17 protein-coding genes are annotated in these 19,815 nt (G+C 39.4%); 9 read left to right on the forward strand and 8 right to left on the reverse strand.

From position 1 onward, the window contains the following. From BSEPE_RS03730 to BSEPE_RS03760, 7 genes are read right to left on the reverse strand one after another with little or no spacing between them, the layout of a single operon-like run. Positions 1–945, reverse strand: coding sequence for a beta-ketoacyl-ACP synthase III (locus tag BSEPE_RS03730; protein ID WP_066044272.1), 945 nt, complete (start codon positions 943–945; stop codon positions 1–3). Next, positions 942–1,967 carry a phosphate acyltransferase PlsX gene (gene plsX, locus BSEPE_RS03735; RefSeq protein ID WP_066044273.1) on the reverse strand — a complete coding sequence of 342 codons (1,026 nt, stop codon included), beginning with the start codon at positions 1,965–1,967 and terminating at the stop codon, positions 942–944. The genes BSEPE_RS03730 and plsX overlap by 4 nt, the downstream gene beginning before the upstream one ends. Before the next feature lie 6 nt (positions 1,968–1,973). Next, positions 1,974–2,165: a 50S ribosomal protein L32 gene (gene rpmF, locus BSEPE_RS03740; RefSeq protein ID WP_066044274.1), complete on the reverse strand. Its 192-nt coding sequence runs from the start codon at positions 2,163–2,165 to the stop codon at positions 1,974–1,976. A 4-nt stretch (positions 2,166–2,169) separates the two neighbouring features. Then, complete coding sequence (locus tag BSEPE_RS03745) at positions 2,170–2,670, reverse strand: YceD family protein (RefSeq protein WP_066044277.1); 501 nt, start codon at positions 2,668–2,670, stop codon at positions 2,170–2,172. Positions 2,671–2,727: 57 nt separating this feature from the next. Continuing rightward, complete coding sequence (gene rlmB / locus BSEPE_RS03750; RefSeq protein WP_066044280.1) at positions 2,728–3,471, reverse strand: 23S rRNA (guanosine(2251)-2'-O)-methyltransferase RlmB; 744 nt, start codon at positions 3,469–3,471, stop codon at positions 2,728–2,730. Between the two features lie 8 nt (positions 3,472–3,479). Continuing rightward, positions 3,480–4,058 (reverse strand): SurA N-terminal domain-containing protein, encoded by a 579-nt coding sequence (locus BSEPE_RS03755; protein WP_066044281.1) that lies wholly within the window; start codon positions 4,056–4,058, stop codon positions 3,480–3,482. Between the two features lie 19 nt (positions 4,059–4,077). Next, complete coding sequence (locus tag BSEPE_RS03760) at positions 4,078–6,255, reverse strand: LPS-assembly protein LptD (protein ID WP_066044283.1); 2,178 nt, start codon at positions 6,253–6,255, stop codon at positions 4,078–4,080. A 179-nt stretch (positions 6,256–6,434) separates the two neighbouring features. Between BSEPE_RS03760 and hflK the strand changes: the two genes are divergently transcribed. The 7 genes from hflK to BSEPE_RS03795 all read left to right on the forward strand — a co-directional run bounded on the left by hflK (position 6,435) and on the right by BSEPE_RS03795 (position 16,658). After that, positions 6,435–7,595 carry an FtsH protease activity modulator HflK gene (hflK, locus tag BSEPE_RS03765; protein WP_066044285.1) on the forward strand — a complete coding sequence of 387 codons (1,161 nt, stop codon included), beginning with the start codon at positions 6,435–6,437 and terminating at the stop codon, positions 7,593–7,595. Continuing rightward, positions 7,595–8,452 carry a protease modulator HflC gene (gene hflC / locus BSEPE_RS03770; RefSeq protein ID WP_066044287.1) on the forward strand — a complete coding sequence of 286 codons (858 nt, stop codon included), beginning with the start codon at positions 7,595–7,597 and terminating at the stop codon, positions 8,450–8,452. The genes hflK and hflC overlap by 1 nt, the downstream gene beginning before the upstream one ends. A 3-nt stretch (positions 8,453–8,455) precedes the next feature. Next, positions 8,456–9,409 carry an ATP phosphoribosyltransferase regulatory subunit gene (locus BSEPE_RS03775; RefSeq protein ID WP_066044289.1) on the forward strand — a complete coding sequence of 318 codons (954 nt, stop codon included), beginning with the start codon at positions 8,456–8,458 and terminating at the stop codon, positions 9,407–9,409. A gap of 14 nt (positions 9,410–9,423) precedes the next feature. Then, positions 9,424–10,743 (forward strand): adenylosuccinate synthase, encoded by a 1,320-nt coding sequence (locus BSEPE_RS03780; protein WP_066044291.1) that lies wholly within the window; start codon positions 9,424–9,426, stop codon positions 10,741–10,743. 29 nt (positions 10,744–10,772) lie between these two features. Then, complete coding sequence (rnr, locus tag BSEPE_RS03785) at positions 10,773–12,893, forward strand: ribonuclease R (RefSeq protein ID WP_066044292.1); 2,121 nt, start codon at positions 10,773–10,775, stop codon at positions 12,891–12,893. Between the two features lie 378 nt (positions 12,894–13,271). Then, entirely contained in the window at positions 13,272–15,380 is a 2,109-nt protein-coding gene (locus tag BSEPE_RS03790) for a RecQ family ATP-dependent DNA helicase (RefSeq protein WP_066044294.1), read from the forward strand. 3 nt (positions 15,381–15,383) lie between these two features. After that, positions 15,384–16,658: a DNA-processing protein DprA gene (locus tag BSEPE_RS03795; protein WP_066044295.1), complete on the forward strand. Its 1,275-nt coding sequence runs from the start codon at positions 15,384–15,386 to the stop codon at positions 16,656–16,658. Positions 16,659–16,761: 103 nt separating this feature from the next. Here the strand turns inward: BSEPE_RS03795 and BSEPE_RS03800 are convergent, their stop codons facing one another. Beyond that, entirely contained in the window at positions 16,762–18,021 is a 1,260-nt protein-coding gene (locus BSEPE_RS03800) for a 3-deoxy-D-manno-octulosonic acid transferase (RefSeq protein WP_231893524.1), read from the reverse strand. A 19-nt stretch (positions 18,022–18,040) separates the two neighbouring features. On the opposite strand from BSEPE_RS03800, the gene cgtA reads away from it, so the two are divergent. Continuing rightward, positions 18,041–19,051, forward strand: coding sequence for an Obg family GTPase CgtA (cgtA, locus tag BSEPE_RS03805; RefSeq protein ID WP_066044299.1), 1,011 nt, complete (start codon positions 18,041–18,043; stop codon positions 19,049–19,051). Continuing rightward, positions 19,041–19,811 carry a glutamate 5-kinase gene (proB, locus tag BSEPE_RS03810; protein ID WP_066044301.1) on the forward strand — a complete coding sequence of 257 codons (771 nt, stop codon included), beginning with the start codon at positions 19,041–19,043 and terminating at the stop codon, positions 19,809–19,811. Before cgtA ends, proB begins: the two co-directional genes overlap by 11 nt. The last annotated feature ends 4 nt before the right edge of the window (positions 19,812–19,815 follow it).

Consider the following 19,815-nt stretch of genomic DNA (forward strand, 5'->3'; position numbering starts at 1 on the left):
TTAGAACTTAAGCAGAACACTACCCCAACTAAAACCGCCGCCAATACCTTCTAAGAGTAGGTTATGACCTTTTTGAATGCGACCATCACGCACTGCTATATCTAATGCCAATGGAATGGAAGCAGCGGAGGTGTTGCCATGTTTGGGCAGGGTGACAATGACTTTATTCATTGGCATTTTGATACGCTTAGCAACTGCTGAAATAATACGAATATTTGCCTGATGTGGCACCATCCAGTCCAGTTGTTCTGAGGTCATATTACATGCTTTAAGTGTATTTTCTGCTAAAGTAGATAGGCGATTGACAGCAATTTTAAAAACTTCATTGCCTGCCATTTCAATAAATCCAACCTCATTAATACGCTCGTTGCTAACTTGCAGAGATGAAAGGTAACTACCATCACTAAAGAGTTTTGAGTGTAAGATGCCTGTTTCTTTGCTACCTTCAAGTACAACAGCGCCCGCACCATCGCCGAATAAAACAGCGGTACTGCGGTCCTTCCAGTTAACAATACGGGATAAGGTTTCACTACCAACAACCAAAACTTTACTGGCAGCACCGGTTTTAATATACTGTTCTGCAGTGGTCAAGGCAAAGATAAAGCCCGCACAAACAGATTGTAAATCAAAAGCAGGGCAGTTAGCGCCCAGTGCATTTTGTAGCATGGTTGCCGTTGCTGGGAATATTTTATCAGGCGTGGTTGTGGCTAAAATAATTAAATCTAACTCGTTGGCATTAATGCCTGCCATTTCAAGTGCATTTTTGGCAGCAATTTCGGCTAAATCACAAGTGCTTTCATTTTCAACAATACGCCTTTCTTGAATCCCAGTGCGTGTGGTAATCCATTCATTTGTGGTGTCGATGGTTTTAGATAAATCGTCATTGGTTACCACTTTGGGTGGCAGATAAGAGCCTGTGCCAATAATGCGTGCAAATTTACTCATGATTTTGTCGCTTCCAATTCTAACGCCACCTGGGATTCTATTTTTTTAATGATTTTGGCGTTAACCTCTAAATAAGCTTCTTTAATGGCTTGAAAAAATGAATCTACACCTGCACCTCCATGGCTTTTAATGACAATACCTCGCAAACCTAAAAGACTGGCACCATTGTATTTTCCAGGGTCAAGACTGGCTTTAAAATCTTTTAAAACTGGGGTGGCAACGAGTGCAATAATTTTGGTAAAAATATTTTTGTTAAAGGATTTTTTAAGATAGTGACCCATCATTGATGCAACACCTTCACTGGCTTTTAGGGCAACATTACCTTCAAAGCCATCGCAAACTACCAGATCAACCGTACCTTTGTAAATATCGTCCCCTTCGACAAAGCCAGTGTAATTAAGATTGGATGCTTTGAGTAATTCTGAAGTTTTCTTGATATTTTCGTTGCCTTTCATCTCTTCTTCGCCAATATTAAGTAGTCCAATGGTTGGCGAGGTTATGTTGTCAGTATATTTAACCGCAATAGAGCCCATGACGGCAAATTCAAGCAAAGCTTCGGGCTTAGAATCTACATTCGCACCTAAATCCAACATGTGCGTATGTCCATTCATGGTTGGCATACGACCCATAATTGCAGGGCGGTCAATGCCTTTAATGGTTTTAAGAACGAAACGAGAAATTGCCATTAGCGCACCAGTATTACCTGCGCTCACGCAGGCATCTACAGTCCCTTCTTTAACGAGATTAATAGCAACACGCATAGAAGAGTCTTTCTTTTTGCGTAGCGCAATGGAAGGGGATTCATTCATTGCGACCGTTTCACTGGCGTGCGTGATGCTGAAACGGTCTGTAAATTTTTGAGCGTCGCTATTTTTATCTAATTCTGCTTGGATATTATTAATATCACCGACAAAAACTAAATGTAAATCTGAAAACACACTCAAGGCTTTAATACCTGCTACAACAGTTACGGGTATTCCGCAATCCCCCCCTGAGGCATCAATAGATACCTTGATTGCCATTAGGAATTAAGCTTCTACTTCTGGAATGTCTTTATTGATGATTTTTTTACCACGGTAATAGCCATCGGCCGTAATATGGTGGCGTAAATGTGTTTCACCGGTTTCTTGATCTTCAGATAAAGCTGGGCTAGTTAGTGCATTATGCGAACGACGCATGCCTCTCTTTGATGGGGTTTTTCTACTTTTTTGTACGGCCATTTTCTTACTCCTTGGTTTTTAACTGTTTTAATATTGCAAAAGGGCTTTTCCTTTTTTCTTCTATTAACGGCGTGTCATCTTGATACGATACGCATTCATGCTCATGCATGGGTGTCATCGGCACAGATATTAACACTTCATCCGTTATAAATTCTATGGTTGAAAATTCTTCTTCACTGTTTAGAATTGTCTCAAAGCTTTCACTTAAACCTTCGCCTTGTTGTTCGTTATGTAAAAATGCCAACTTGAATTTAGGCTCTAAATGAACATTAACTTCATCTAAGCAACGCTGGCAAGTGAGTGCCAAATCCAATTTAACCTTACCTTTAACACAAGGAATTCTACCTTCAAGTGCAAAACTAAGTTCAACATCAACTGCCGAATCTTGCTTGCTTGTTAATTTACTAATCCTTGGAAAATCCCTCACTTGATATTGTTGTGAGAAGATTAAGCCTTTGGAGGCAAACTTAAAAAGTTTAATTATTTCGGGTATTCCTTGTTTCATTGATAATAATCATAAAAAACCCGACAATTTTACCAAAAAATATAGCGGTATGTGTGCTTAATTTAATCGCTGCCTACTTGCTTCAAATAGGGCGACGCCCGTTGCTACTGAAACATTTAAACTTTCGACATTACCTTGCATTGGAATCTTTGCCAATAAGTCGCAATGTTTTTTAGTTAGAGAACGCAATCCCGAACCCTCAGATCCCATAATAATTGCACTCGGTATTGTTAAGTCTATTTGGTAGAGTGAGTTTTTTGTCGACCCATCTAGACCAATTACCCAGATATTTTCTTCTTTAAGGGCTTTAATGGTGCGCGCTAGGTTGGTCACTGAGAATATTTTAAGTTGATTTAGAGCGCCTGCTGAAGTTTTATGCACTAAGGCGTTAATCGGTGCTGAACCATCCTTGTTGATTACCACGCAATCCACACCTGCTGCATTTGCACTGCGTAAGCAGGCGCCTAGATTCCTTGGGTCTTGAATAGAATCTAAGATTAAAATCAAAGCGGACTTTTCCAGTTGAGTGACATAGGTAATTAAATCATCTTGATTAGGCAAAGTGGGGAGTAATATCTCTGCCGCAACACCTTGATGACTTTGGTTTTTGGTCATTTTATCCAGTTGCTGCTTACTACTTACCAGTGTATTGATGCCAAGCTGATTTAATTGTGTGATGAGTGTATTTAGGCGTTTGTCATGACGATTATCTAGTGTATAGACTTTTAATAGACACTCTGGGTTGGATTCAAGTTGCGCTTGAATTGAGTGAAACCCAAAAATAAGAATAGATTTCGACATAAAAACTTCTATTGTGCTAATTTTTCTTTAAAGGTTTTTATGTAGGTATCTTTGCGCAAGTTTTTAATCCAGTTTGCAAAAAAAGAAGCTTGTTTAGAGCGAATAATTTGCGCCTTGATGTTAGCAAGATGTGCTTCTTCTGTTATTCCAGATTTTTTAGGGTTATTAGCAAGCGCTGCTGTTATTTCTGTTTGACTGATACGAATTTCTGCCTTCTGTAGAATGACCTGCCTAAGCCCTTCAAGGGTTATATTTTGATAGACGGTTGCAGAAATTTGGTCAAATTGAGGTTTGGCACGTAATTGCTCGAATGTTAGTTGATTTTTTTCAGCGATTTCCTTTAAGACTAAATTGACGGTGTCTAATTTCGGGCTAATACCCAGTATTTGAATTTGTTCTTTTTGTAACTCAATGTCAATTTGGCGATCAAGTAAAGCCATTTTTTCTTTTTTAGTGGTTTTTTCGTTAGTTTGAGTATTAATGTCATCCAATGTAATAATGCTATTATTGACGACAGCAATAATGCTATTTGGCGTGGAAAACACGGTAAACGACAGGGTCAGTAAAAATGTAAATAAAATTTTCATAGTTGTGTGCAAGGTCCTTTTAATTATCTAAATTAGCCAAGTAATTAGGTATTTCTTTTTTTAGTCGCGCCGCCAAAGTGGCATCACTTGAAGCCAAACCTTTGAGTACAAATTCAAATTTAGTTACCTTGTCGTTGTTACCTGTGTCGGTGCGCTGGTTAAAATGCGCTAAACGAATTGCCCAACAGCAAGACTCATAAGACAGCCCAACAGTTTTCCTGTTGGTGGTAGAATCATTAAGAGAGCGGTTAATATTACCAAATATGTGAATTTTTCTGTTAATTGGGTAGGCACCATAGATACCCGCAGTTTTTTTTCCTGCGTCATTTTCATGCGTTAGAGAAATGAACTTTCTAGGGTTTGATAAGTAACTTAAAGTACTGTTGCTTTTAACGACTGATTTGCTATTTGGGTCGTATTGAATGGTATTATTAAAAGTAAACTGATCCAAGGTAAAATCAGCAGCAGTTATGATATTGGAGTAGTTTTTTTGTTTGACTAATGTACCTTCTGTGCTTGTTGTGGTATTACTAAGATGACGGGCTTGTGCGATTTTTAGGGTTAAGTAGGTATCTCCAGATTTTGCATCAATAAAACTAGATTCAAGCCCTACTACAATATCGTTAACTTTAGCAATGCGATCAAGACCTGTAAATTTCTTAACCGAGAATAAATTCTCATAGGAGTTACTCATCTTTTCAGAATCAAAATTTTGCAAAGCACTTTGGTCTTTACCAGGCGTGTAGTTGTAAGCCAATCTTGGCGTTAGCGTTTGCACTGTGCTTTTGCCAAATATATTGACATTTCTTTCAAGTAATAATTTAGAATCAAGCCCAAAACTATAAATCGATCGATTCTGGTCAGTTGTGTTATTCATTGCGTATTTAGTTTTAGAGACGGTAAACTTAGGCTGTATTGAATAAGCATTGGTTTTAATATTACGACCAAAGGTCGCTTGGGCGTGGGTGCGCGTTCCAGTATTTTTGGCTGTGTTTGCGTGTTTAAACTTAGTACTAACCACAGAAAAATTCACTTCTCTGCCATTTAAGCCAATAACTTTTTTATTGATGGCAATTTCAGGTGCACGGGTATATTCGGCATTACCAGAAAGTAATTGCTCGTTTTCGGCGAAAATGGATGCGGTTATATTGCGTGTTTTATCATCGTAAGCCATATTCACAGAAGACATTAAAACTGTTTTTCCTATATTTTCATGCGCCACTTCTTTAAAATATTTTTGATCTGAGACACGGTTAGTGATTACTGTTAATTGCGTCTTGCTGTTTAAAGGTAAATCTAGTTTGGTATTAAGTAACCAGCGATTGTCCTTTTTGATTTTGTCTTTATTAAGGTAATGACCTTCAATTTCAATCCGCCCCTTGTTTAATAATTGGCGGTATTTTCCTTCAATCACGCTTCCTCGGGTGGACACCTGGTTGAGGGTTAATAAAAAATCACGGTCAGCAGCAATATTGAAATAGTAAGGAATACGCAATTGATAACCTTTGTTGGCACTAGCATCTGACTCGGTGTAATCAGCGATACTAGGCGCTAAAAATCCAGAGCTTCTGCCTTTTAATGTCCATTCATGATGGGGCGAGTAGAAAATTGGAATACCCATAAATTCAATTGTGACATTCTTAGCAATACCAAGGTTGGCTTTTGTGTCTAAAGTTACCTTGTCTGCTTTCATTTGCCAGTCGGTATTGCCTATTGGACATAAACTATAAGTAATAGCGTTAAAGATTTGCTTATTGCCATCATTGACAATTTTCGCAGCCTTGCCTGTTATTTTGGTTTCTGGATAATGGTAGCTAACTTGCTCGAAAACAGAATGTATTTTTCCTTCTTGGTTTTTAATAACAGCCTTGCTACCTGTGAGCATGATTTTCTTATCTTGAAACTTAATATGACCGCTGGCTTTTGAGGTTTTTTCAGTCTTGTTGATTTTAATTTTATCTGCTGATAGGTAGTATTTGCTTGATGTTAGAGCAGCATTGCCAGTTAATAGGTAGTTACCCCGCTGACTTTCACTATGATCTGCAATTACATCAACATCCTTAAGGTCTAAAGATAATGTTTGCTTAGGGAATAGTAAAGGCGCGTTGCTACAACTAAGGGTGTATTCTGTTTGCTGTGCACTGACAATATTTGACAATAAGAGCAGTAGAGCAGGAAGTGCAAGTTGTTTTCTCATGAATAATTCTGTGTTTTAGTTTAAAAATAAGTTCTAATTTTAACATTATCTCTATGTATTTTTTGATTATGTCGATGTGATATTTTACAATCAAAAGATAATATAATAATAGGGTGTTTTAATAAAGACACTTTGGGTAAAATAACTCAGATTTTGTAACTTAAACACGGACGAATTTTATGGCTTGGAATGACAACAATAAGAACCCTTGGGGCGGCAATGGACAGACGCCACCTGAGTTAGACGATGTAATTAAAGACTTTAAGGATAAATTTAGCGGCATTATAGGCGGTGGAAAACCAAATGAAAAAGGCGTTCAATCTATCACCCCGTCAACGGGCGGCATGAAATATATATTTTTAGTCGGTATTTTGTTATGGGTTTTGTCGGGTATCTATATCATTGACCCTGCTGAAAAAGGCGTAGTATTGCGTTTTGGCGCTTTTCAAGAAGAAACTTCGCAAGGTCCACATTGGCATTTGCCCTATCCGATTGAAACGCTTAGTCGTATCAATGTTGAACAGATTAGAACAGCGCAAATTGGTTATAGAGACGCTGTGAGTAACCGTCGTGGTGGCAATGTGTCGTCTGAGTCGCTAATGTTGACGAAAGATGAGAATATGATTGATGCTAAATTTGCAGTGCAATATAAAATTAACGATGTGCAGGCTTATTTGTTTAATGTTGACAATCCTAATTTGACTTTGCGTCATGTGGTGGAGAGTGCAATTCGTCAAGTTGTTGGTAAAAATACAATGGATTATATTTTAACCGAAGGGCGTGTGGATATTGCAGACAGTATTAAGGAAAAGTCGCAAGAATTACTAGATATTTATCAAGCAGGCTTAATCATTACCACTGTTAATATGCAAGATGCACAGCCACCAGAGCAGGTTCAAGCGGCATTTTCTGATGCAGTAAAAGCGCGTGAAGACAAGCAGCGCTTGATTAATGAAGCGCAAACTTATGCGAATGATATTTTACCCAAATCTCGTGGTAAGGCCGCAAGACTACTAGAAGAGGCAAAAGCATATAAGTCGAAAGTTGTCTCTAAGTCTGAAGGTGAGGCATCGCGTTTTGGTCAGATTTTAGCAGAATATGCAAAAGCACCAGAGGTAACCAGAGAGCGCTTGTATCGTGAAACCATGGAAAGCGTATTGGCAAACACCAGTAAGGTTGTGGTTGATTCAAAGGCAAATAGCATGATGTATTTACCCCTTGATAAATTGATAAACAGCAATAACAATACGCGAGTTACCATTCAAGGTGCACAGCCACAGCAAGTAAGGTCGAAAGGTGATAGCATTAGGAATGTTTTCCGTAATAGAGAGGTAAGATAATGAAAAAATTTGTATTAATTATTTTGGCAGTGTTATTTTTCGTAGGTGGTTCAGCGCTATACACTGTGAAAGAAACAGAAACAGCGATTAAATTGCGTCTGGGTGAAATTATCGCTGTTGACAGCACGCCAGGGCTTAAATTTAAAACCCCATTTGTGAACAATGTAGTGAAATTTGACAATCGTATTCAAACTTTGGATGCGCCAGCAGAGCGTTTTCTGACGGGCGAGAAGAAGAATGTCATTGTTGACTCTTATGTGAAATGGCGTATTACCGATGCCGAGCAATTTTATAAATCAACCGGTGGCAATATCGCGAGAACCAATAATCGTTTAGCGCAAATCATCAAAACAGGGCTTAAAAGCGAATTTTCTAAGCGTAGCATTACCGATGTAGTTTCAGGTGAACGCAGTGAAATCATGGCCAACATTGCTAAATTAGCAAAGCAAGACATTGCTGAGTTTGGCATTGAGATCATTGATGTGCGCATTAAACGAATTGATTTATCGAAAGAGGTGTCTAATTCTGTTTATCGTCGTATGCAAGCGGAAAGACATCGTGTTGCGAAAGAATTCAGGTCAAAAGGTGCGGAAGAAGCGGAAATTATCCGTGCAGCAGCTGACAAAAAGCGTACTATTATTTTGGCCAACGCTTACCGTGATTCTGAAGTGATTCGAGGTGAGGGTGATGCAGTTTCTGCGAATAATTATGCAAAGGCTTACAATAAAGATGCAAAGTTTTATTCTTTTTATCGTTCGCTAGAATCTTATAAGAAGTCATTTTCAGGTAACAATGATATTATGGTATTAAATCCAAATACGGAATTTTTCAAGTACTTCAATCCAGCGATTAAGTAAACAATGAACACTTGGCAACTCCCTGAGGGTATTGATGAACTAACAGGCGACAGGGCGTGGGCTTTTGAGAAACTACGCCGTCAATTGATTGATTTATATACGAAAAAAGGTTTTGGACTGGTGATTCCACCGATGGTGGAAAACATTGAATCGTTACTATTAACCAGTAATTCTATCAATGAAAAAACCTTTAAATTTTTAGACCCTGTGAGTGGTAAGATGCTAGGTGTTCATGCTGATATCACCCCGCAGATTGCACGCATTGACGCAAAAACACAGAGCGACAAAGTGGCCAAATATTGCTATGTTAATGCCATTTTGCAAACCAAAGCAGACGATTTTTATGCCTCCCGTTCGCCCATTCAAGCAGGTGCAGAATTGTATGGTTCTAATGACATTAGTGCTGATGTAGAAGTCATTGAATTAATGTTAGAGAGTTTGAAGTTGTTGTCAATTAGTCCAATTGTCCTAAGTTTAGGTAATGTGGCTATTTTTGATGCTTTAATTGAAGATGAGGCATTAGATAGTGAACAAGCCTGCGCATTAAGACAGATATTTGTTAAGCGTTCTGTACCTGATTTAGTCGTCTTTTTAGCTGGTAGTGCGGTTAAAAATTCCGATAAATTTAGTGCGTTAATTACCCTGGAGGGCGATGTTAGTATTTTAGATAAGGCATTGACTTTATTTGCTGATTTTCCAAAAGCAAAAGCAGCTATTGAAGACTTGGTAAGTATTAGTGCACAAATGAATGCTACCGGCGTTGAAGTTGTGCTCGACCTTGCTGAACTTAAAACTTACGAATATCATACTGGTATTATCTTCTCTGCTTACAATGAACAGTATTCAAAAGCATTGGCACAAGGCGGTCGTTACAACGGACTGAGTGCTTCATTTGGACAATCAAGAGCGGCAACAGGTTTCTCATTTGATTTAAAATTTTTATCACAAACAAAATAATTAGGAAGTAAAGTATGTCAAAAAATGTAGTTATTATTGGCACCCAATGGGGCGACGAAGGCAAAGGCAAAGTGGTTGATTTAATCACAGATAAAGTGTCAAGTGTGGTGCGTTTTCAAGGTGGGCATAACGCTGGACACACCTTGGTAATTGACGGTAAAAAAACCGTATTACACCTTATTCCATCAGGAATTTTGCGTGACAATGTTGAATGTTTAATCGGTCACGGTGTGGTCCTTTCTATGTCAGCATTAATTAAAGAATTAGGTGAATTAGACACTGCTGGCGTTGACGCAGTATCGCGTTTAAAAATCTCCCCAGGTTGTCCTTTAATTATGCCGTACCATGTTGCCCTTGATAATGCCCGTGAGGCCAAACGCGGTAAGTCTGCTATTGGTACAACAGGTAACGGTATTGGTCCTGCTTATGAGGACAAAGTGGCGCGCCGTGGTTTGCGTGTTGGTGATTTGTTAGATTTGGAAAGTTTTGCTGAAAAATTGGTAGAAGTAATGGAGTATCATAACTTCGCATTGAGCAATTATTATGGTGCTGAGGCGTTAGATTACGACACAGTTTTAGCCGAAGCCTTAGAGCAAGCTAAAACCGTCATCCCAATGATTACCGATGTTACCGAGAAAATTCATCAGCATATTGCCAACAATGAAAATATTTTGTTTGAAGGTGCACAAGGTGCGTTATTAGACATTGACCAGGGCACCTACCCATTTGTCACCTCGTCTAACACCACTTCAGGCGGTGCTGTAACAGGTTCAGGCGTGGGTGTGACCGATATTGATTATGTGGTTGGTATTGTTAAAGCTTATACTACCCGTGTTGGTGGCGGTCCATTCCCAACAGAGTTGGTTTACGATGTTGAAACCGATAAAGGCGATTCGATTGGTAAAGTATTGGGTACCATCGGTCGAGAATTTGGCGCCACTACAGGTCGTCAGCGTCGTTGTGGCTGGTTAGATATGGTAACTTTAAATCGTTCATTTAATTTGAACGCAGTAACTGGCATCTGTCTAACTAAATTAGATGTTTTAGACACCTTGGATACCATTAAAATTTGTACTGCTTATGAATTAAACGGTAAACAAATCACCACGCCACCTTATGATGCACAAGGTTATGCGGATGCTGAGCCAGTCTATATTGAAATGCCAGGTTGGCAAACTTCCACCATTGGCACAGATTCATTCGATAGTTTGCCACAGCAAGCACAAGACTATATTCACAAGATTGAAGAACTTTCAAATTTACCAGTAGATATTTTATCTACCGGTCCAGACCGCGACGAGACGCTAATCTTAAAGCATCCGTTTGACGAATAAATTCACATATTTAAATTAAAGGCTATATTATGAGCGATCCACATCAAGCAAGAGAATCAGACAAGTACGAGAATCCAATTCCTTCAAGGGAATACATCCTTGAACATGTGACTAAAAAGCCACATTCCTTTTACGACTTAGTTGATGTGCTTGATGTTGAAGGCAAACAGAAGAAGCCATTAACGCACCGCCTCAAAGCCATGGTTCGTGACCAGCAGTTAAGTATGGACCGTGATGAAATGTATCATATTTTTGATGCAGAACGAGACATTAAAGTGGGTACTATTAACGCCAATCCAAAAGGTTTCGGCTTTGTGATATTAGATGAGGGCGGTCAAGATTTGCGCCTTTCTGCTTATCAAATGAAACAAGCCTTTCACGGTGACAGAGTCAAAGCCAGAATGCTTGACAATCGTGGTGATTCTGAAATCATTGAAGTGCTTGAAAGCCGTCAATCTGTCGTCGGTCGCCTGCATGTTAGCGCTAACGAGTCGTGGATTGTGGTGGATGACAAACGCATTGTGAATAATATCATTGTTAGTAATGTCGGCAATGACAACAAGAACGAGCAAATCGTTGTTGTTTCAATCACCAAAAGACCAACCCTTAAAGAACTTGCCGAAGGAGAAATTATTCAAGTTTTAGGTGACTATATGGACGAAGGTGTTGAAACTGAAGCCGCACTTTATCGCAACGGCATCCCAGTCGATTTTAGTGAAGAATCTTTGGTAGAAACAGCGCAATTGCCAACAGAAGTAACAGATGCAGATAGAGAAGGTCGTATTGACATCACTGATATGAAGTTAGTAACAATTGACGGTGAAGATTCACGCGATTTTGACGATGCGGTTTACGCAGAATCTAATGATAATGGTTGGAAATTAGTTGTCTCTATTGCCGATGTTTCTCATTATGTAAAAGAAGGCTCAGCCCTTGATGCGGATGCAATTGAGCGTGGCAATTCAGTGTATTTTCCGCGTCGCGTCATCCCAATGTTGCCTGAAGAAATCTCAAATGGACTGTGTTCAATTAACCCAGATGTTGAGCGTTTATGTATGACTTGCGAAATGCAAATTGATTCGGAAGGTAATTTGGTTGATTCCAAATTCTACTCAGCCGTTATGTTTTCTCACGCACGCTTGACTTACACCAAAGTCGGTAAAATTTTAGAAGACCATGACCAAGCATTGACAGAAGAATACGCTGTCGTAATGGACAATCTTAATGATTTATACGATTTATACAAAGCCTTAAAAGCGGCTAGAAGTCGCCGTGGAGTAATGGACTTCGACCGCATCGAAACGCAAATCGTTTTCGATGACAACGGAAAAATTGAAGACATCCTTGCCACTTCTCGCAACGACGCACACAAACTCATTGAAGAATGTATGTTGATGGCAAACCAAGCCACCGCTAAATTCTTAGCCAAAAATGATGAAGATTTCTTATATCGTGTCCACCCCAAACCAACCGCAGAAAAAGTTGAGGTTACTCGCCAATTCCTAACCGCAGTCGGTTTAACGCTTGAAGGTGGCGATCAGCCAGAAACCGTTCACTTCGCTAAAGTCCTAGAAGACGCCAAAGGTCGTGATGATGAAAACATTATTAAGACTGTCGTTCTACGCACCATGAAGCAAGCCATTTACACCCCAGCTAATGAGGGTCATTTTGGTTTAGCCTTTGAAGATTACACGCATTTCACCTCGCCAATCCGTCGCTACCCCGACCTATTGGTACATCGCGCCATCAAACGCGTCATTGCTAAAGCCACCAGAAAACCAAGCAAACGCATGGTTGAACTTGGCGAAGAACTCTCTGTCACCGAACGCAGAGCCAACGAAGCCACTCGCGATGTTGAGCAATGGCTAAAATGCGAATATATGCGCGATAAAGTCGGTGAAACTTTTAATGGTATTATCTCTGGCATTGCTCGTTTTGGCATTTTTATTGAGCTTACTGATATTTATACAGAAGGAATGATTTCTATTCGTGATATGAAAGACGATTTTTATGTATTTGATGAAATTCATCATAAACTCAGCGGGCAACGCACTGGTAAAACTTTCCAGCTAGGCGATAACATTAAAATCCAAGTTGCATCTGTTAATTTGGATGAGCGCCAAATGGTCTTTGTGTTAGCTGATGATTAATAGTTTATCGTCCCCAAGCGGAGCTTGGGAACGAGGGTAAATAAACAAAAATATACCTTTAAGTAGGTGTTTGAGATTGAGAATAATTACACTCTGACCTTGATTATTTACCCTGATTATTTATTTGATTTTCTGTTATTATATCCGTCAATGTTAAATTTAAATCGTGTTTATTTTTTGTAATTTTAAATATTTTTCTACTTAAATATCAAATATTAGGTAAAAAATTTATTTTATCTTAAAAAGATAGAAAATAAGCTATTTTTTACAGAGTTTATATTTTAATAGAGTATATAAGGGAATATGTCCTTATACTAATAGTTATGCCTATCTTAAAGTTAATGGAATCATCTGAAAGAAAGTTGGTAAAATCCACACATGAGAACAATTGCTTTAAAATACTTACAAACTGCACTTAACAACCAAGATGCAAACTTTAAAGATGGTCAATGGGAAAGTATTGAGTGTCTTTTAGATCATAAAAGAATGCTTGTCGTCCAGCGTACTGGCTGGGGGAAAAGTATGGTTTATTTTCTAGCGACAAAGCTTATTCGAGAGTCTGGCTTAGGGCCAACCTTATTAATTTCTCCTCTATTATCGTTAATGCGAAATCAACTTGAAGCAGCTAGTCGAATAGGCATTACTGCTAGAACGATAAATAGTACCAATGCTAATGAATGGGATAAAATTCAGAATGAGCTGGTTGACGATAGTGTAGATGTACTCCTTATTTCTCCTGAGCGTCTTGCAAATGACTCATTTCGCCAGAATATTCTCCCTGTTATTGCTGAAAAAATTGGACTTTTTGTAATTGACGAAGCTCACTGTATTTCAGACTGGGGACATGATTTTAGACCCGATTACAGACGTATTGTTCGTGTACTTCAGGCTATTCCTCCTAATGTTCCTGTATTAGCAACAACGGCAACTGCCAATAATAGAGTTGTAAATGATGTTATGTTGCAACTGGGTAATGACATTGAACTGATCAGAGGATCTTTGGTCAGAGAAAGCCTTAAACTTCAAAATATAAATATGCCTAGCCCAGCAGCAAGAATGGCTTGGCTGGCACAAACTATTCCGAATCTTCCAGGTAGCGGAATAATCTATACCCTGACTCAGCGTGATGCAGAGCGACTCACCGAATGGCTCCAAGTTAATGAAATTAATGTAAAAGCCTACCACGCTGGAATTCCAAACCGTGAGGATGGCACTTCAATTAAAGAGGAGTTAGAACAACAACTACTCAATAATGAAATAAAAGTTCTAGTTGCTACCGTTGCTTTGGGAATGGGGTTTGATAAGCCTGACTTAGGATTTGTAATTCATTTTCAAAGACCTGCTTCTGTGGTTCATTATTATCAACAAGTTGGTCGCGCTGGTCGTGCCGTTGAAGAAGCATACGGAATTCTGCTTTGTGGCGAAGAGGATGATCATATTGCAGACTTCTTCATCCGTAGCGCCTTCCCCCCTCAACAACATATCGCTGCTATTCTTAAAGCACTTGATAACGCAGATGATGATTTATCTGTACCATCAATGCAGCGCACTATAAATATTAGAAAGTCACAAATTGACAAAACAATCAAATACCTGATTGTAGAATCTCCCTCTCCAATTGCAAAAGTTGATTCTAAATGGCATGTGACAGCCTCGGCAGATAACTACGAAATAGATCAAGAATATGTAAATGAAATCACCCTGATTCGGAAACAAGAACAGAGGCAAATGCAGGAATATATGGAGCATCAGGGGTGTTTGATGGTATTCCTTCAAAATGCACTGGATGACCCAAATTCACAAAACTGTGGTAAATGTAAAAACTGTAATCCTGATCTCCTTCTGCCTGAACAATATGATGACAAAATAGCAAATCGAGCAGCACTTTTTCTTCGAAGGAGTTATCAACCAATCGAACCTCGCAAGCAATGGCCTGTAAAAGATATGTTTAAATATCATCAATTTGAAAAAAGGAATATCCCTACAGAGCTGCAAGCATCTGAAGGTCGCGCCCTAAGTTTGTGGCGTGATGCTGGCTGGGGACAGCTTGTTGCTTCAGGAAAATATCAATCTAATCGTTTTGCAGATGAGCTTGTAACAGCGTGTGTTGAAATGATTGCAGAATGGAAGCCCACCTCTAGACCTGAATGGGTAACTTGCATCCCGTCACTTAACCATCCTGAGTTAGTTCCTGATTTTGCACAACGATTGGCAATAGCTCTTAACCTGCCATTCATTCCTTGCATAGGAAAAGTAAGGCAAAATGATCAGCAGAAAAATATGGAAAATAGCCTTCATCAGGCACAAAATTTAGATGGTGTATTCAAAATTAATCTTGATCATAAAGAACATAGCCCATGTTTGTTAATTGATGACATGGTTGATTCACGGTGGACTTTTACTGTTGCATCGGCTCTGTTGCGCCAAACAGGTTGCACTGCAGTATATCCTTTGGCACTAGCTCTTAATTCGCCAAGGATGGATTGATAGATGAGTAACTTTTTAACTAATGATACGAAAGCGATAATTTTGCTCTGCGGAGTATTAGGGAAAGATCGCACTATTAAACCACTTACGCAAGCAGAATATAACGCTTTAGTCCGTTGGTTAATCAGTGAGAAAATGCGGCCAGAAGATCTACTTCGGCATGAAAAATTAGATTTGGCAGCAACAGGCTCTGGAATTGAAAGGGAACGTTTGAAGTCACTACTTGGTAGAGGCGTACAACTTGGATTTGTTGTGGAGGAGTGGCAGAGAAATGGCATTTGGATCATAAGCCGGAGTGATAGTGATTATCCTACACGCTATAAGAAACATCTAAAAGACAAAGCACCTCCACTCCTTTTCGGAGTGGGTGACCGATCTCTATTGAAGGGTGGCGGTGTTGCAATTGTTGGCTCACGAAATGTTGATAGCGACGGTGAGGCTTTTACCCGTAAAACAGCTGAGGCATGTGCCTACAACAAAATGCCTGTTATTTCTGGAGGAGCTCGTGGAGTCGATCAGATTGCTATGACTGCCGCACTTGATTCTGGTGGTATTACAATAGGTGTTCTTGCTGAGAACCTCCTCAAGAAAAGCCTTGAACGAAATGCGCGAAAAGCAATATCCAATGACCAACTACTTTTAATATCTCCTTACCACCCTAATGCCCGCTTTACGGTCGGAACTGCAATGGGGCGAAATAAATTAATTTATGCCATGGCTGATTATGGCTTAGTTGTTAGTGCTGAACATAAAAAAGGTGGCACATGGGCTGGAGCAACAGAGGAACTAAAACGAGAAAATGCCCTACCTATTTTTATACGATCAGGTAAAAATATTCCTACAGGTAATAAAGAATTGTTGGGGTTAGGTGCTATTGAATGGCAAGAAGTAATAAGTCGAGATGATCTCAGCCAACAGCTTTCTGATTCGGCTAAAAGTGTAAAGAGTAACAAACAAGAGAATTTAAGCCTCTTTGATCTTCAAGAACAGAATATCTCACAGGCCAATAAATCAAAAACAGATAATAAACAGGAGGCTGTTTCCACTGAGACAATAATAGACGATAGTCACATGATAACACTAGGATCTACCATTTACGAAGCCGTATTACCGATCATTATTAATCAGCTAGGATCACCAACTGCGGTCGATGAATTAACAAAAATCCTGGATGTGTCTAAAACACAGTTAAACAGCTGGATAAAAAAGGCAGTGAATGAAGGAAGAATCAAAAAACTATTACGCCCAGTACGATATGAAAAAAACAACGCCAGATAAAATGAGTAGCATTTCTAGCCAAGGCATAACAAGTGCATCCACTCGGACAAAATAAAGCTGCGCCGCTTCGCTCTGCAGCTTTATTTTGCCGGTGATGCAAGCGTTATGGGTGCTTTATGTGATTTTTGATTTCTTGAATTAGATTTTTAACCACACCTTGCCTAGATTTAAAATATTGATTAGCATTATTACCTAAGGTCTTGGCATTGGCTTTATCAGTCAATAGCATTGCAACTTTTTCTAATAATTCATCGGCATTTTGCACTTGAATACTGGCATTCTGACTGAGTAAATCAGCAGAAATCTCACTAAAATTAAACACATTTGGCCCAAATATAATCGCCTTGGAAAGCGCTGCAGGTTCTAACATATTGTGCCCACCTGTGTCATTTAAGCTACCGCCCATAAACACAACATCCGCTATTTTAAAATACGCCATCATTTCACCCATAGAGTCACCAAGTAAGACATTACACGCCTCACAATGCGTATTATCTGAGCGTTTACTAATTTTTAAACCTTTCCTTTTTGCTAATTTATACACTTCATTAAAGCGCTGCGGATGTCTTGGTACGATAACCATTAATGCATCTATTGGGTTGCGCGTGTAAGCCTCTATAATCTTCGCCTCTTCGCCTTTGTGCGTGCTGGCAAAGACCACAATCTTGCGTTTGCCAGTAATTTTTTGCAGCTGCGCAACTACCTCTGAATCAACACTTGGATTTTGGTCAAATTTAATATTTCCTAGTGTTATTACTTTTTCAGCGCCTAATTGCTTAAAGCGATTCGTCGAATTATGATTTTGCGTTGCAATCAGTGTTAATTTATTTAAAGTTTGCTTGGTAAAGACTGACATTTTTTGATATTTTTCTAAAGACCGTTGTGATAATCTAGCATTCGCCAGCAAGGTCGGGATATTTTGTTTATGCAGGTTATGAATTAGGTTTGGCCAAATTTCCGTTTCTAATAAAATGCACGCCTTAGGATTTATTTTTTTAAGGTAGCGTTTAATGATAAACGGCACATCAAACGGAAAATACAAATGAAAAACTCTATTTTGGTAATGTTTAGTAATTGCCTTAGAACCTGTTGGCGTGGTACTGGTCACTAAAATTTTATAATGTGGATATTCCATAATCAATGCGTCAATCAACACCACTGCCGCTCTGAATTCCCCGACAGAAACACAATGCACCCAGACCACATCGACAGAAATTGTCTTAAAAAATCCTAAGCGTTCGCCAATCCTTTTTTGGTAGGTCGGGCCTTTAAATATTAGGCGTAATACCATTATCGGCAGCAGTAAATATCCAATTAGGTTGTATAAGGTTGAATTCATTGATGATGGTATAATGTTGTTCATTGTATTTTAACGACTTTTTATGAAATTTGTAGATTCTGCGTCAATTCGCATCGAAGCAGGAAAAGGGGGCGGTGGCTGTCTTGGTTTCCGCAGAGAGAAATATATTCCCGACGGTGGTCCCGATGGTGGCGATGGTGGCGATGGCGGGCATGTGTATTTTCTTGGACAGGAAGGGTTAAACACCCTTAGTGAGTTCCGTTTTAATCGTTTATTCAGAGCTAAAAATGGACAACCTGGACAAGGTCAAAACAAACGCGGTAAATCCGCTGACCATCTTGTTGTCGAAATCCCACTCGGTACTAAAATCTACGATTTGGAAACCGATGAATTAATCGGTGAAATGATTGAGAATGGACAAAAAATTCTTGTTGCTAAAGGGGGTTTTCATGGCTTAGGCAACACCCGTTTTAAATCCAGTATCAATCGTGCCCCGCGTAAAACCACCCCAGGTTCACCAGGTGAAGTGCGTGAAATCGGTTTGGAAATGTCAGTGATGGCAGATATTGGCTTACTCGGTATGCCAAATGCAGGGAAATCCAGTCTCATTCGTCAAATTTCAAGTGCCAGACCAAAGGTAGCCGACTATCCTTTTACTACTTTGCATCCGTCACTTGGCGTGGTTTCTTATTATGACGAGCATATCGTTATGGCGGATATTCCTGGCTTGATTGAGGATGCTAGTGAAGGTGTGGGGCTTGGTTTTGAATTTTTAAAGCATTTATCTCGTGCTAAAGTACTATTACATATATTAGATGTGCTGCCAGCAGATGCATCTGACCCGGTTAAGAATTTTTTGACGATTGAAAATGAACTGGCGAAATATGATAAAGCGTTAGCCAGTAAGCCACGACTATTGGCAATTAACAAAATGGATTTACTGCCAGAAGATGAGCGCGTTGAAATCACAGAAAAAATCATTAAAGCCATTAAATACAGGGGCGAAGTGTTTTATATCTCCGCTTTAAACGGTTTAGGTTGTAAAGATTTAATCAAAGGTATGTTCAAAATGACCAAGGAAAATGAAGAATAATAGATGGGTTGTTAAAATCGGTTCAGCCTTGTTGACGAATGATGGCAAAGGCTTAGATAAAGTTGCCATTGCTTCTTGGGTAGCGCAAATTGCCGACCTAAAAAAACAAGGTATTGATGTTGTTTTGGTATCTAGTGGTGCAATTGCCGAGGGTATGAAGCGCCTTGGCTGGCACTCACGCCCAAAAGAAATTCACCAATTGCAAGCCGCTGCCGCCGTTGGACAAATGGGATTAATAGAAACCTATGAAACCTTATTTGCTAAACAAAATATCAAAACTGCACAAGTCCTACTTACACACGATAACCTCGCCAGCAGCAAACAAAGTCAAAATATTAGTGCTACCTTGGATGCCTTGCTAGAACTTGGCGCCGTCCCAATCGTCAATGAAAACGACACCGTCGCCACCGAGGAAATAAAATTTGGCGACAACGACACTTTAGCAGCCCTAGTGGCAAATCTGGTCGGTGCTACTCAATTAGTCATTTTAACCGACCAAGGTGGTGTTTATGATGCCGACCCTCGCCAAAATCCAGATGCTGAATTAATCAAAGAAATCAGCATCACTGATGAAAAATTAGAAAAAGTTGCCAGTAGAACAGGAGGCTCCCTTGGCTCTGGCGGTATGTATACCAAAGTCCTGGCTGCCAAAACTGCAGCTAAAACTAATACCAATACCATCATTGCCTCTGGCAAAGAGGCTGGCGTTTTGTCTCGTTTAGGTAAAGGCGAAGCGATAGGTACACTAATCCATCATTAAAAAG

It is taken from the genome of endosymbiont of Bathymodiolus septemdierum str. Myojin knoll (assembly GCF_001547755.1).
GTDB lineage: Bacteria > Pseudomonadota > Gammaproteobacteria > PS1 > Pseudothioglobaceae > Thiodubiliella.

Bases quoted from the DNA above. Each gene is read 5' to 3' on its own strand.
- BSEPE_RS03730 (WP_066044272.1), bottom strand. From the start codon at position 945: ATGAGTAAATTTGCACGCATTATTGGCACAGGCTCTTATCTGCCACCC.
- plsX (WP_066044273.1), bottom strand. From the start codon at position 1,967: ATGGCAATCAAGGTATCTATTGATGCCTCAGGGGGGGATTGCGGAATA.
- rpmF (WP_066044274.1), bottom strand. From the start codon at position 2,165: ATGGCCGTACAAAAAAGTAGAAAAACCCCATCAAAGAGAGGCATGCGT.
- BSEPE_RS03745 (WP_066044277.1), bottom strand. From the start codon at position 2,670: ATGAAACAAGGAATACCCGAAATAATTAAACTTTTTAAGTTTGCCTCC.
- rlmB (WP_066044280.1), bottom strand. From the start codon at position 3,471: ATGTCGAAATCTATTCTTATTTTTGGGTTTCACTCAATTCAAGCGCAA.
- BSEPE_RS03755 (WP_066044281.1), bottom strand. From the start codon at position 4,058: ATGAAAATTTTATTTACATTTTTACTGACCCTGTCGTTTACCGTGTTT.
- BSEPE_RS03760 (WP_066044283.1), bottom strand. From the start codon at position 6,255: ATGAGAAAACAACTTGCACTTCCTGCTCTACTGCTCTTATTGTCAAAT.
- hflK (WP_066044285.1), top strand. From the start codon at position 6,435: ATGGCTTGGAATGACAACAATAAGAACCCTTGGGGCGGCAATGGACAG.
- hflC (WP_066044287.1), top strand. From the start codon at position 7,595: ATGAAAAAATTTGTATTAATTATTTTGGCAGTGTTATTTTTCGTAGGT.
- BSEPE_RS03775 (WP_066044289.1), top strand. From the start codon at position 8,456: ATGAACACTTGGCAACTCCCTGAGGGTATTGATGAACTAACAGGCGAC.
- BSEPE_RS03780 (WP_066044291.1), top strand. From the start codon at position 9,424: ATGTCAAAAAATGTAGTTATTATTGGCACCCAATGGGGCGACGAAGGC.
- rnr (WP_066044292.1), top strand. From the start codon at position 10,773: ATGAGCGATCCACATCAAGCAAGAGAATCAGACAAGTACGAGAATCCA.
- BSEPE_RS03790 (WP_066044294.1), top strand. From the start codon at position 13,272: ATGAGAACAATTGCTTTAAAATACTTACAAACTGCACTTAACAACCAA.
- BSEPE_RS03795 (WP_066044295.1), top strand. From the start codon at position 15,384: ATGAGTAACTTTTTAACTAATGATACGAAAGCGATAATTTTGCTCTGC.
- BSEPE_RS03800 (WP_231893524.1), bottom strand. From the start codon at position 18,021: ATGAACAACATTATACCATCATCAATGAATTCAACCTTATACAACCTA.
- cgtA (WP_066044299.1), top strand. From the start codon at position 18,041: ATGAAATTTGTAGATTCTGCGTCAATTCGCATCGAAGCAGGAAAAGGG.
- proB (WP_066044301.1), top strand. From the start codon at position 19,041: ATGAAGAATAATAGATGGGTTGTTAAAATCGGTTCAGCCTTGTTGACG.